Source organism: Azonexus hydrophilus (genome assembly GCF_001956855.1).
Classification (GTDB): domain Bacteria; phylum Pseudomonadota; class Gammaproteobacteria; order Burkholderiales; family Rhodocyclaceae; genus Azonexus; species Azonexus hydrophilus_A.
On record NZ_MTHD01000001.1, the window covers coordinates 534,661 to 547,286 of the forward strand.

Sequence of the window (12,626 nt, forward strand, 5' to 3'; positions counted from 1 at the left end):
GTGAACGGGAATGGGAGCCCGAAGGCTCCCATTCTACGTTGCCGCTGTCAGCGCGCGTTCAGCGCTTGTAAAGATCGAAGCCGGCAATCAGGTCGGCCAGGGTTTTCGAGGTTTGCAGCAATTCGTTGGCCGCCTGGCGGGCCGAGCGTGCCGAGTTGGTGTTCTGCTCGATCAGGTCGGTGATCTGCTGCATGCTGCTGGCGACCTCTTCGCTGGCGATGCCTTGCTGGCGTGCGGCATCGGAAATCTGCCCGGCCATCAGCGAAACCTGGCTTGACGACTGGGTGATGCCCTCCAGGCCGGCGACGCTTTCGCGCAGCTTGCCGATGCCCGTTTCCACTTCCTGCGACGCGAGATCCATGCTGGCAACCGCCTGCGCCGTCACCGACTGGATTTCGTTGACCGTCTTGTTGATATCGGCGGTCGAGGTGGTGGTGCGCTCGGCCAGCTTGCGTACCTCGTCGGCGACGACGGCAAAACCGCGGCCCTGTTCGCCGGCCCGCGCTGCCTCGATGGCGGCATTGAGCGCCAGCAGGTTGGTCTGGCTGGCGATGTCTGCAATCACGCCAGTGATGTCGCCGATCTTGGCGATCGAGCGGTTGAGCTGGTCGATGGTGCTGTTCGAGGCGCTGACGGCATCGACGACGCGGGTGGTGGCAGCCATGCTCTGGCTGATGTTGGCATTGCTTTCGTTCACCTGTGTCTGCGACTCGCGGGCTGCACTTGCCGTGTCCTGGGCGTTGGCGGCCACTTCCTGCACCGACTGGCTGAACTCCTCGGTGGCTGCCGCTACCCCTTCGACGCTGGCCTGCTGCTGTTCCGACTGGGCGGTGACCTGGCTCATCTGCGATTCGAGCAGCTTGCTGCGGGAGTCGATGGCTTTCGAGGCGGTATTGATTTCGTCGAGCATTGCTTTCAGCGTGCCTTGCATCAGGCCGAGGTTGCACAGCAACAGCCCGGTTTCGTCGCGGCCTTCAATGTCGATTTCGTCGGTCAGCTTGCCTTCGGCGATGCGGTCAAACTGGGTGATGGCCTTGCGGATCGGACCGACGATCGCGGCAACGAGGAAGGCGCCACCGACAATGCCGAGCAGGATAGCCAGTGCCAGCAGGCCGATGCTCAGGTTGCGGATTGTGTGATATTCAGCCTCGGCTGTTGTATAGCGGGTATTGGCGCTGTCGGCCAGTTCCTGGACCAGGGCCAGGCCATCGCGCTGCATTTCGGCATAGAGCGGATTGATGTTGCGCAACAGGGTGATGTTGGCATCCATGTAATTACCCTGCTTCAGCATGTCGCGGGCGACATTGACGCCTTCGCGGGAAAAGCGCTCGCGCGTTTCGCCGAATTTCTCGAGCAGTGCCTTCTGCTTGTCGCTCATTGGCGCCGCCTTGAGCTTCTCCAGCAGTTCGTTGATTTCCTTGCGGTTGTTCAGCGTGGCGTCAATGTGTGCATCGATCGGGTGATCGTGCAGCTTGGCAAACGAGTTTTCCGGGTTGTGCTGCAGGCCGAGCATGATCTGTGAACGGTTGTCCGACAGCAGGAACATCATCCGGTTGATGGTGTTCGATGGCAGCAGGTCTTCGCGGTACATCGCGTTCAGTTCTTCGTCGGTGCTCTTCAGGCCGTTGATGCTGACGACGCCAACGATGGCCATCAAGGTGACGAGCACGCCCATCGTTGCCCAGATGCGGGTGCGCAGGGACAGCGACTTGCGGCCGGTCGTCGGCAGCTTGCCCTTTTGTCCGGCCGCCGCATAGGCCGCTTCGGCGGCTGCGCGCTTGGTGCTGTTCGCTGGCGTGCGCACCGACATGTAGCCGGTGATCTGGCCATTGTTCTTGACCGGGACGACAAAGGCCTCGACCCAGTAGAAATCGCCGTTCTTGCAGCGGTTCTTGACCAGGCCGCGCCAGGGCAGGCCGGATTTGACCGTCGTCCACAAGTCGTTGAAGGCGGCCTCCGGCATGTCCGGATGGCGCACCATGTTGTGATTCTTGCCAATCAGTTCGCTGCGGGTAAAACCGCTGATCTCGACGAATGCGTCGTTGGCATAGGTGATGATGCCCTTGAGATCGGTACGGGAAACCAGATAGGTATTCGGGGGGAAGTGCACTTCATGCTGGGTTACGGGCTGATTATTTTTCATTATTGGTCCGGAAACGTTGCGGAGAATGCTTTTGAAAACCGGTTGGCGTTATTCAAAACATTGTTTTCAAGGCCGCTCAATGCCTTAGAGAATTGAATATATAACTTTAGTGGTGCGTTGTGTGGAATGTAACTGTCCTGTGACACTGTTCATGCAGGTAATAAAAAAGCCCGGTGGATTTGCCGGGCTTTTTTCTGTTGCGGGGAATGTTCCTGTTTATTGTTCGCGCTCGTAAATCACGTCGGCACGGCGGTTTTCCGCCCAGGCTTCCTCGTCCCGGCCAAGCAGTTTCGGCTTCCGCTTGCCCCAGGTCTTGACGGCAACCTGGGTGGCTTCCGCGCCATGGCCAAGCAGGGTGGCACGAACGCTCTGCGCGCGTTTCAGGCCGAGGCGGTTGTTGTAGGCGGCGCTGCCGCGTTCATCGGCGTGACCTTCGATGCGGACGCGGGCAGTCGGGTTGCGCGCCAGGTAGCGGGCATGGGCCATCAGGATTGGATCGTAGTCGGCCTTGATGTCGGCCTTGTCGAGGTCGAAATAGACGCTACGCTGGGTGCGCAAACCTTCTTCGTCCATCCGGATCGGTGCCTGTTCGGTTTCCCGGGCGGCCATGGCCTGCTGCGGTTGAAGTTCGGCGGGAACGGGCTGGCCGAGCAGTCCGGGGTGAACCTTGAGTGTGCCGCTCTGGGCAACCTGTCGGGTGGCCGATGGGTCGCTGGTGGCAGCGCAGGCGCTGAGCAGGGAGGCAAGCAGGAGAACGAGGGGCAGGTTGCGCATGATTTTCAGGCGTCGACGAAAGCGGGGAATGATATCCGCTCTACTGTTTCAGAGCCAGTTCTGACTTGCGGTCAACTTTGCGCCGGCGCAAAAAATGTGCCGTTTGGCCAGTGATATAATCGCCCACCAAATTCTGCACCTGGCGCATCCCAGTGATCTTCACCCTCGGCATCAACCATCATTCAGCCCCGCTTGCCATCCGCGAGCGCGTCGCCTTCGGTGCCGACAAACTGCACCATGCCCTGGCCGAACTGGCTAATGCCAAGGTGGTACGCGAGGTCGCCATCCTGTCGACCTGCAACCGGACTGAAATCTATTGCGCTGCCGAGTCAGCGCAGCGCGTCGTCGACTGGTTGTGTGCCTACCATCAGGTGACCTACGACGATCTGTCGCCCTTCCTCTATGTTCATGATCAGCCAGCGGCTGTCCGGCATGCGTTTCGTGTTGCCTGTGGTCTTGATTCCATGGTCATTGGCGAACCGCAGATACTGGGGCAGGTCAAGGATGCGGTGCGCGCCGCGGAAGAGGTCGGCACGCTGGGTACGCAATTGCACAAGCTGTTCCAGCGGGCCTTCTCGGTCGCCAAGGAAGTGCGCAGCACGACAGCCATTGGCGCCAACATCGTTTCCATGGCCGCCGCCGGCGTGCATCTGGCCGAGCGTATTTTCGAGTCGGTGGCCGGTCAGCGCATCCTGTTCATCGGTGCCGGCGAGATGATCGAGCTGTGCGCGGCACATTTCTGCGCCGAGAAGCCGAAGCAGGTCACGGTTGCCAACCGGACCGTCGAACGCGGTCGGGAGCTGGCAGACCGCTACGGCGGCTCGGCCATTCGCCTGGATGAACTGGCCGATGCGCTGCCGCAGCACGACATCGTCGTTTCCTGTACCGCCAGTCCGTTGCCGATCATCGGCCTGGGCATGGCCGAACGGGCGATCAAGGCCCGCCGGCATCGGCCGATCTTCATCGTCGACCTGGCCGTGCCGCGCGATGTCGAGGAAGAAGTCGGTGAACTCGACGACGTCTTCCTCTATACCGTGGATGATCTGGCGCAGATCGTCGAAAGCGGCATGGAGTCGCGCCAGGCTGCCGTGGTCGAGGCCGAAGGGATCATCGGTCAGCGCGTGCAGGATTTCATCGGCTGGTTGCAGGCCCGCGATACGGTACCGGTGATCCGGGCCTTGCGCGATTCCGCCGAGCGCATCCGGCGCAATGAAATGGAGCACGCACTTAAACTGCTGGCGCGTGGCGAGGCGCCGGAAAAGGTCGTCGAACAGCTATCGCAGCGCTTGAGCAACAAGTTCCTGCATGCGCCGACGAGCACGCTGAATGCGGCTGACGGCGCGGATCGCCGGGATCTGCAGGTGGCGGTGGAGCGCCTGTTCCACCTGCACAGTGGCGATTAGGCGCTGATGATGCGGTTGCGCCCGGCTCGCTTGGCTTCGAGCAAGGCGTCGTCGGCGGCACCGATCAGCGCGGAGGCGCTGCGGTAAGTGGGTAGTGCGGCGACACCGCAACTGAAGGTCGTGCGCAGCGTACCTTGGGCATGGGCGTGTGGTAACTGGGAAAAATCCTCGCGAATCTGCTCAAGCAGCCGGATCGCATGCGCCGGTTCGATGTCGGCCAGGGCAACGATGAATTCCTCGCCACCGTAACGGCCGATCAGATCTGTATTGCGCAGCCGGCCACGCAGCAGCCAGGCCATGCTGCGGATGACCTGGTCCCCGACCGGGTGGCCGTAAGTATCGTTCACCATCTTGAAGCGGTCGATGTCGATCATCGCGACAACCAGTTCACCATCCGGTAAGGCAGCCTGCAGCAGGCGTTCGACCTGACTCTTCGAGGTCGAGTGATTGAGCAGCCCGGTCAGGCTGTCGTGCTGACCTGAGTAGAGCATCTCGCGGTAGCGTTCGATCTTGGTTTTGACAACTGACGCCAGGATGATCGGATTGACCGGCTTGGTCAGGAACTGGTCGCCGCCGAGGCGCAGTGCTTCGACCTGCTGCACGATGTCGGTTTCGCTCGACAGATAGATCACCGGCAGCGCCTGGAATTCCGGAATCTGGCGCAGTGCGCTGGTGACCTCGACGCCGGTGCAGAAGGGCATGTACATGTCCATCAGGATGGCGTCGGGGCGGTATTCGTTGGCAACCTCCAGCAGCTGGCGGGGGTCGTTGATAGCACGGCTGTCGATGCCGTGTTGCGACAGCGAGCGGCGGATGTGGGCGACGGCGGTGGCCGAGTCCTCGACGATCAGCACGCGGTGCATTTCCTGTTCGTGCATTTCGACCAGATCGAGGATGCGCGACAGGACATCGCTGACCTTGTTGCCGACCGGCACGCAGGCGTCGGCGCCGGCGCGTTGCAGCAGCACGATGCTCTGCAGGTTGGAGGGCACCGACAGACAGTAGAAGTAGCTGGTCGGGAAGCGGGTGCGCAGGGCGACGATGGCGGCGATTGCCGCTGGTGGGTAGGCCCGGCCTTCGGTATCGGGAATGAAGGTGATGGCCAGAGGTGGTTCTTCGCTGGCCGGTTGCGCATCCCAGGAAATCGCCTCCGGGGTGAACCCGAAAAATCCCAGTTGTTCGGCGAGCGAGGCTGACCAGGGGTGCCCGTCGCGGGCGACGATGACTACGCGTCGTGGTTGTTTCCAGCCTTCGCCGGTATTGCCTTCGGCCGTGTCGAGGACGCGCCGGGCAAGGATGGCCGGGGTTTCGTGGCGCCGCAGTTCGCCGAGGATGATGCTCAGCTTGCGCTCGATGGCAATCGCCTGATCGAGCGGGATTGGATGCATCTCGCGATCGGCGAAGAAGGTCAGCGCCGTGTTTTCGAGTTCCTGGCAGGCCCGGACGAGACCCGGCAGGTGCTGGCGATGGAGTTGTTCGGTCAGCCCGTTCAGCGACAGCGTGAATTCGACGAAGAGGTCGAATTCACCTTGTGCTCGATAGCTTTCCCAACCGCGCTCGAGCATGGCGGCAAGGGCAACAATGGAATTGGGAAAGTTGGACATCGCGTCGGTTTCGGAATCGGGCAATTATGCGGATGGAACGTCGCCATGGCAATCTCGGCTGATTACCGGGGGCAAGTGAACTCGGTTACCATTACGCCCCTTCAACCCCGGCCGGCTGGCTACACGCAATGAAACCGAGCATTCGCCAAAAACTGGACCTGCTGGTCGATCGTCTCGACGAAATCGACCGCATGTTGTCGGCCCCGAGCACGGCTGGCGACATGGACCAGTTTCGCAAGCTGTCGCGCGAACGCGCCGAAATTGACCCGGTGATCGCGCAGTTCAACGCCTTCCGCCAGGCCGAGAACGACCTGGCCGAGGCCGAAGCGATGCGTGCCGACCTGGAAATGCGCGATTTCGCCGAAGAGGAAATCGCCGCCGCCAAGGCGCGCCTGCCCGAACTCGAAATCGAGCTGCAGAAGTTGCTGCTGCCGAAGGACCCCAACGACGAGCGCAGCGTGCTGCTGGAAATCCGCGCCGGTACCGGCGGTGACGAGTCGGCGTTGTTTGCCGGCGACCTGTTCCGCATGTATTCGCGCTACGCCGAGCGTCAGCGCTGGCAGGTCGAGGTGCTGTCGGCGAGCGAATCGGAACTCGGCGGTTACCGCGAAATCATCTGCCGGATCGGCGGCAACGGCGCCTATTCGCGGCTCAAGTTCGAATCCGGCGGGCATCGCGTGCAGCGCGTGCCGGAAACCGAAACCCAGGGCCGCATCCATACCTCGGCGTGTACCGTCGCGATCATGCCGGAAGTCGATGAAGTCGAGGACGTGAACCTCAATCCGGCCGACCTGCGCATCGACACCTTCCGCGCCTCGGGCGCCGGCGGCCAGCACATCAACAAGACCGATTCGGCGGTGCGCATCACGCACATCCCGACCGGCATCGTTGCCGAATGTCAGGACGGCCGCTCGCAGCACGCCAACAAGGCTTCGGCGATGAAGGTGCTGGCGGCGCGGATCAAGGATGTGCAGGTGCGCGCGCAGCAGGCGCATATCTCGAGTACCCGGAAGAGCCTGATCGGCTCCGGCGACCGTTCCGAGCGCATCCGCACCTACAACTTTCCGCAGGGCCGGATCACCGATCACCGGATCAACCTGACGCTGTACAAGATCGCCGCGATCATGGACGGTGACATGGACGAACTGCTCGGCGCACTGGCTGCCGAACACCAGGCCGACCTGCTGGCCGAACTCGCCGAGCAGCAATGACCACGCTCGGCGAAGCGCTGGCTGCCGCGCGGCAGCGGATCGACCGGCTCGATGCCCGGTTGCTGCTGCAATACGCCACCGGCTGCACGCACGCCGACCTGCTGGCGCGGCCGGAAACGCCGGTGATCGCGCCGGCGTATGCCCAATTCGCCGAGTGGGTCGAGCGCCGCGCCGCCGGCGAGCCGCTGGCCTATCTGGTCGGCGAAGCCGAATTCCGCGGCCAGGTGTTTCAGGTGTCGCCCGAGGTGCTGATCCCGCGTCCGGAAACCGAAGTCTTGATCGATCTTGCGGTCGACCGTCTGAAAACGCAGAAAACCGCCCGCGTCGTCGATCTCGGCACCGGTTCCGGCATCGTCGCCATCTCGCTGGCGCTCGAATGTCCGCAGGTCGGGATTGTTGCGGTCGACCTGTCGCCCGGGGCAATTTCCGTCGCCCGCAACAACGCCGGCCGGCTCGGTGCCGCTGTCGATTTTCGCCAGGGTGACTGGTTCGCGCCGCTGACCGGCGAACGCTTCGACCTGATCGTCTCCAATCCGCCCTACGTCGCCGACGGTGACCCGCACCTGAGCCGGGACGGTCTCCCGTTCGAGCCGCAGATGGCGCTCAGTGATCTGGAAAAGGGCGGCGACGGCCTGGCCTGCATCCGCCGCATCGTCGCCGCCGCACCTGCCTTCCTCAACCCCGGCGGCTGGCTGCTGTTCGAGCACGGTTACGACCAGGGCGCAGCCAGCCGGAACTTATTGACCGCCGCCGGGTTCAAAGCGGCGTTCACCCATCCCGACCTCGCCGGTACCGATCGCGTATCCGGCGGCCAATTGTAATTTCTGGAGACAGCATGTCCGACGTTCAGCAACGCATCCACGCCACCGTGACCGGCAACCCGGTCGTCCTCTACATGAAGGGCGATGCCCGTTTCCCGCAATGCGGCTTTTCCGCGACTGTCGTGCAGGTTCTCAAGGTCTGTGGCGTCACCGATTTCGTCACGGTCAACGTGCTGGCCGACGAGGAAATCCGTAACGGCGTCAAGGAATACGCCAACTGGCCGACGATTCCGCAGCTCTACATCAAGGGCGAATTCGTCGGTGGCTGCGATATCGTCAAGGAAATGTACCAGACCGGCGAACTGCAGCAGATGCTCGAAGGCATTGCCCAGGTCTGAGTTTTCGCTGGCCACAATGACAAAGCCCGCCGATCGGCGGGCTTTTTGTTTTTGGTCAGCCGGGAATCAGACCTCGGCAACCTGGAAGTCGATGCTCAGACCGTCCTTGACCACTTCCTTGACTGCGCAGTGACCAATGCTGTCCAGCACGGCGGCTTTCTGTTCGGCCGTGAAGTGTTCCGGGAAACGCACGTCGGTCTTGAATTTGGCCAGTGTCAGCGGTCCTTTCGGGCCGGCGAAGGGCTTGCAGTCGATGGCGATGCCTTCGGCGGAAATGCCGAGTTCCTTGCACGCCTTCTTGGCGTAAACCGCGGCGCAGGCGGCGAGGGTGGCGTAGAAGCCTTCGAGCGGATTCATCTGCGAACCGTTCACGGCGTAGATGGCTTCGTGCTTGCCAGTGCTGACCTTGATCAGCGGGGTGTTGTCGACGGTGGTGCTGTACATGCTGTTCTGCCTTCCTTTTTATTGATATCCGCTTATATATTAAACGTCTAATATGCTGCGGCGCAACAAGCCACGCCGCCGGCCGCAGCCGGCGGCAGGCGATCAACCGAGGCGGGCGCGGGCGCGAACGATCGCCGCCCTGACCTGCTCCGGCGCCGTTCCGCCAATGTGGTTGCGGGAAGCCAGCGAGCCTTCCACGGTCAACACGGCAAAAACGTCGTTTTCGATCAGCGGTGAAAACTGCTGCAGTTCTTCCAGCGTCAGTTGCGGCAGGTCGACACCCTTGAACTCGGCGGCCTTGACGGCATGGCCGACGGCTTCGTGTGCGTCGCGGAAGGGCAGGCCTTTCTTGGTCAGGTAGTCGGCGAGGTCGGTGGCCGTGGCAAAACCCTGGGTCAGCGCGGCCTTCATGTTGTCGGCGCGCACCGTGATGCCACCGGCCATGTCGGCGAAGATGCGCAGCGTGTCGGTGACGGTGTCGACGGCGTCGAACAAGGGTTCCTTGTCTTCCTGGTTGTCCTTGTTGTAGGCCAGCGGCTGCGACTTCATCAGCGTCAGCAGGCTCATCAGCTGGCCGTAGACGCGGCCGGTCTTGCCGCGCGCCAGTTCCGGCACGTCCGGGTTCTTTTTCTGCGGCATGATCGACGAGCCGGTGCAGAAGCGGTCGGCGATCTGGATGAAGCCGACGCGCGGGCTCATCCACATCACCAGTTCTTCCGACAGGCGGCTGATGTGCATCATCAGCAGCGCGCAGGCCGAGGTGAATTCGATGGCGAAGTCGCGGTCCGAGACGGCATCGAGCGAGTTCTCGCAGACGCCTTCGAAGCCGAGCTGTTCGGCGACGAATTCACGGTCGATCGGGTAGGTGGTGCCGGCCAGCGCGGCCGAACCCAGCGGCAGGCGGGCGACGCGCTTGCGGCAGTCGGCGAAGCGCTCGCTGTCGCGGCCGAACATTTCGAAATAGGCCAGCATGTGGTGGCCGAAAGTCACCGGCTGGGCGACCTGCAGGTGGGTGAAGCCGGGCATCGGCGTCGCCGCTTCCTTTTCGGCGAGGTCGACCAGCGCGCTGCGGAAGGCCTTCAGCAGCATCTGGATGTCGTCGATGGCGTCGCGCAGGTAGAGACGGATGTCGGTGGCGACCTGGTCATTGCGCGAGCGGCCGGTGTGCAGGCGCTTGCCGGCGTCGCCGACGAGGGCGGTGAGGCGCTTTTCAATATTGAGGTGCACGTCTTCGAGGTCGAGCGACCATTCGAATTTGCCCGATTCGATTTCCTCGGTGACGATCGCCATGCCACGCTCGATATCGGCCAGGTCGGCGGCGGCGATGATGCCCTGTTTGGCCAGCATGCGCGCATGCGCCAGCGAGCCGCGGATGTCCTGGCGCCACATGCGCTGGTCGAAATCGACCGAGGCCGTGTAGCGTTTGACGAGATCGGAGACCGGCTCGGAGAAGCGGCCGGCCCAGGTGTATTGATTGGCGTTGGAAGTCATGACTCTGGTCTAGAATGGGGCTGTTAAGCGACGAATTTCGAAGAAACCCGCACAAAGATGGCAAGTATACGGCACTTTCCGGCGACTCACCCGCTGCCCGACTGGCGCAATTTTGGCGTCATGTTGCGCGTGTTGCTCGGCGTCAACGTGCTGGCCGCGCTGGCGGCACTTGTTCAGGCGCCGGATCTGGCCGGCTGGGGCGAACGCTTCGTCGATCTGGCGTCAGTGGTCGAGCCCCTGTTGCTGATCTGTCTCGGCCTGCTTTCGCTGCTGCGCGACGTGCTGTGGCGCCTGCGCCTGCGTGCCGGGCAGGCCTGCGTGATGGCGCTGGCGGCTGTACTGGCGGCCCTGATGTTCAGCTACGCGAGTTCGCTTCATCTCATTGACGCCTCGGCTATCGGCCGTGGCCTGTTGCTGACGCTGGCGAGCACCGCCTTGCTGCTGCTCTATTTTGAACTGCGTTCGCGGGCCTTCTCGCCGGCGCAGGCCGAGGCCCGGCTGGCGGCGCTGAATGCGCGCATCCGGCCGCATTTCCTGTTCAATTCGCTCAACGCCGTGCTGTCGCTGATCCGCGCCCGGCCGCAACAGGCCGAAGCGGCGCTGGAGTCGTTGTCCGATCTGTTCCGGGCGGCGATGCGCGATCCGGCTGAACTGGTCAGCCTCGCCGACGAAGTGGCGCTCGGCCGGCAGTATCTCGAACTGGAGCAGTTGCGCCTGGGCGAGCGTCTTGCGGTCGACTGGCAAATTGGCGAGGTTTCCCTGGACCTGCCGATTCCGCCGCTGATGTTGCAGCCCTTGCTGGAAAACGCGGTCTATCATGGCATCGAGCCGGCCCCAGCGGGCGGTACGGTCAGCATCGCCATTGTCCGACGCGGCGATGAACTGCATATCCGCATCGCCAACCCGGTCGTCGGTCAGGCGGCGCATGCCGCTGGCAACCACATGGCGCTGGCCAACATCCGCGAACGGCTCGCGCTGTATTACGATCTCGAAGCGCGCCTCGAAACCGAGCTTGCCGACAACCGTTACGAAGTCCACATCGTGCTGCCATGCCAACGCAAACGCCATTGAACATCCTGCTGGTCGACGACGAACCGCTCGCCCGCGAACGGCTGCGGGCGCTGCTCGGCGACATTGCCGGTCAATGTCCGGCGACTGTTGTTGGCGAAGCCGGCAACGGGATGCAGGCGCTCGACATCCTGCGTGAAACAGCTGTCGATGTCGTGCTCAGCGATATCCGCATGCCGGGCATGGACGGCATCGAACTGGCATCGCACCTCGGCCGCATGGCAAAGCCGCCGGCGGTGATCTTCACGACGGCTTACGACAATTACGCGGTGCAGGCCTTTGACCTCAACGCCATCGATTACCTGATGAAACCGGTGCGTGCGCAGCGCCTGCTGGCGGCCTTGCAGAAGCTGCCGGCACAGCGCCCGGTAGCCAGTCTGCTCAACGATATCGGGCAGACGGTGCGGGGCGGCGGGCGGACACATCTGTCCTGTCACGAACGCGGCCGCCTGTTGCTGGTGCCGGTCAACGAGGTCCTGTATTTCAAGGCCGATCTCAAATATGTGACGGCCCGTACGGTCGAACGCGAATACCTGCTCGACGAATCGCTGACCCATCTGGAAAACGAATTTGCCGCCCGTTTTCTGCGCCTGCATCGGGCCGTGCTGGTCGCGCGGCCGGCGCTCGCCGGTTTTGAAAAGGCCGCCGACGATGATGCCGAGGCTTACGGCTGGGCCTTGCTGCGCGGGGTTCCCGAAAAACTGCCGGTCAGTCGCCGCCAGTGGGCGGCGGCGAAAGCTGAGTTGATGGCTTAGGCTCTGGCCGGTTCAGTACTTGGTTGCAAATGGCTTTCAGCGGTACGCGGCGTCGCCCGGCGTGGGATGAAATCGTCGTCGAGCAGGTGCTCGATTCGGAAAAACACCTCGTAGCGGGAGAAGGGTTTTTTCATGAAATCGTCAGCGCCGATGCGCGTCCCGAAAAACTGCTCCATGGCCTGCTCGTTGCCGCTCATCATGATCACCGGCGTATCGCGTGTCGCCGGGTCGCGGCGAATGGCGCGCAAGGCAGCGAAGCCATTCATGCCGGGCAGCATGATGTCGAGAAAGACCAGCTCCGGCCGCCGTTCCTTCAGCGCAACCAGGCCGCTTTCCGCATCGAGACACTCGATGGTTTCGTAACCTGCGGAGCGCAGGAATTTGCGCAGGACGGCGCAAACGGTCTTCGAGTCGTCAATGATCAGGACGCGGGTGCCTTCACGGGCATTGATCCGCAAGCGCTGCCGGCGTTCTACCGGCTGTTGCTGCGCGGTCTGGGGCTGTTGTTGCGGTAGCTGCGGGCCGCGCCTGAATACGGCCATGATCTGCTCAAGTATTCCCACGTGCATTCCTC

12 protein-coding genes are annotated in these 12,626 nt (G+C 62.7%); 6 read left to right on the plus strand and 6 right to left on the minus strand.

Annotation, left to right across the window (positions count from 1 at the left end; translation table 11 throughout):
• Positions 1-58 precede the first annotated feature (58 nt).
• On the minus strand, positions 59-2,143 hold the full coding sequence (locus tag BJN45_RS17930; RefSeq protein ID WP_076091758.1) for a methyl-accepting chemotaxis protein: 2,085 nt from the start codon (positions 2,141-2,143) through the stop codon (positions 59-61).
• A gap of 216 nt (positions 2,144-2,359) precedes the next feature.
• Positions 2,360-2,917, minus strand: coding sequence for an OmpA family protein (locus BJN45_RS02620; RefSeq protein ID WP_076091760.1), 558 nt, complete (start codon positions 2,915-2,917; stop codon positions 2,360-2,362).
• Positions 2,918-3,069: 152 nt separating this feature from the next.
• Between BJN45_RS02620 and hemA the strand changes: the two genes are divergently transcribed.
• A complete protein-coding gene (hemA, locus tag BJN45_RS02625; RefSeq protein ID WP_076091762.1) occupies positions 3,070-4,320 on the plus strand; it encodes a glutamyl-tRNA reductase in 1,251 nt (416 codons plus the stop codon).
• Here hemA and BJN45_RS02630 read toward each other — a convergent pair.
• On the minus strand, positions 4,317-5,924 hold the full coding sequence (locus BJN45_RS02630; RefSeq protein WP_076092510.1) for a diguanylate cyclase domain-containing protein: 1,608 nt from the start codon (positions 5,922-5,924) through the stop codon (positions 4,317-4,319). The two genes, hemA and BJN45_RS02630, sit on opposite strands and share 4 nt — an antisense overlap.
• Positions 5,925-6,052: 128 nt before the next feature.
• Between BJN45_RS02630 and prfA the strand changes: the two genes are divergently transcribed.
• Genes prfA through grxD form a run of 3 tightly spaced genes read left to right on the plus strand, consistent with a single transcriptional unit; the run spans position 6,053 to position 8,294 of the window.
• Positions 6,053-7,135, plus strand: coding sequence for a peptide chain release factor 1 (gene prfA / locus BJN45_RS02635; RefSeq protein WP_076091764.1), 1,083 nt, complete (start codon positions 6,053-6,055; stop codon positions 7,133-7,135).
• Positions 7,132-7,956: a peptide chain release factor N(5)-glutamine methyltransferase gene (prmC, locus tag BJN45_RS02640; RefSeq protein ID WP_076091766.1), complete on the plus strand. Its 825-nt coding sequence runs from the start codon at positions 7,132-7,134 to the stop codon at positions 7,954-7,956. The genes prfA and prmC overlap by 4 nt, the downstream gene beginning before the upstream one ends.
• A gap of 14 nt (positions 7,957-7,970) precedes the next feature.
• Complete coding sequence (gene grxD, locus BJN45_RS02645) at positions 7,971-8,294, plus strand: Grx4 family monothiol glutaredoxin (RefSeq protein ID WP_076091768.1); 324 nt, start codon at positions 7,971-7,973, stop codon at positions 8,292-8,294.
• A 66-nt stretch (positions 8,295-8,360) separates the two neighbouring features.
• Here the strand turns inward: grxD and BJN45_RS02650 are convergent, their stop codons facing one another.
• Both BJN45_RS02650 and argH read right to left on the minus strand, forming a co-directional pair.
• Positions 8,361-8,738, minus strand: coding sequence for an OsmC family protein (locus BJN45_RS02650; protein WP_076091770.1), 378 nt, complete (start codon positions 8,736-8,738; stop codon positions 8,361-8,363).
• Between the two features lie 102 nt (positions 8,739-8,840).
• A complete protein-coding gene (argH, locus tag BJN45_RS02655; RefSeq protein ID WP_076091772.1) occupies positions 8,841-10,229 on the minus strand; it encodes an argininosuccinate lyase in 1,389 nt (462 codons plus the stop codon).
• A 57-nt stretch (positions 10,230-10,286) separates the two neighbouring features.
• Between argH and BJN45_RS02660 the strand changes: the two genes are divergently transcribed.
• Together BJN45_RS02660 and BJN45_RS02665 are read left to right on the plus strand one after the other, a co-directional pair.
• Complete coding sequence (locus tag BJN45_RS02660; RefSeq protein WP_076091774.1) at positions 10,287-11,300, plus strand: sensor histidine kinase; 1,014 nt, start codon at positions 10,287-10,289, stop codon at positions 11,298-11,300.
• Positions 11,279-12,052: a LytR/AlgR family response regulator transcription factor gene (locus BJN45_RS02665; protein ID WP_076091776.1), complete on the plus strand. Its 774-nt coding sequence runs from the start codon at positions 11,279-11,281 to the stop codon at positions 12,050-12,052. Before BJN45_RS02660 ends, BJN45_RS02665 begins: the two co-directional genes overlap by 22 nt.
• Here BJN45_RS02665 and BJN45_RS02670 read toward each other — a convergent pair.
• Positions 12,049-12,615 (minus strand): response regulator, encoded by a 567-nt coding sequence (locus BJN45_RS02670; RefSeq protein WP_076092512.1) that lies wholly within the window; start codon positions 12,613-12,615, stop codon positions 12,049-12,051. The genes BJN45_RS02665 and BJN45_RS02670 overlap by 4 nt on opposite strands.
• Positions 12,616-12,626: the final 11 nt, after the last annotated feature.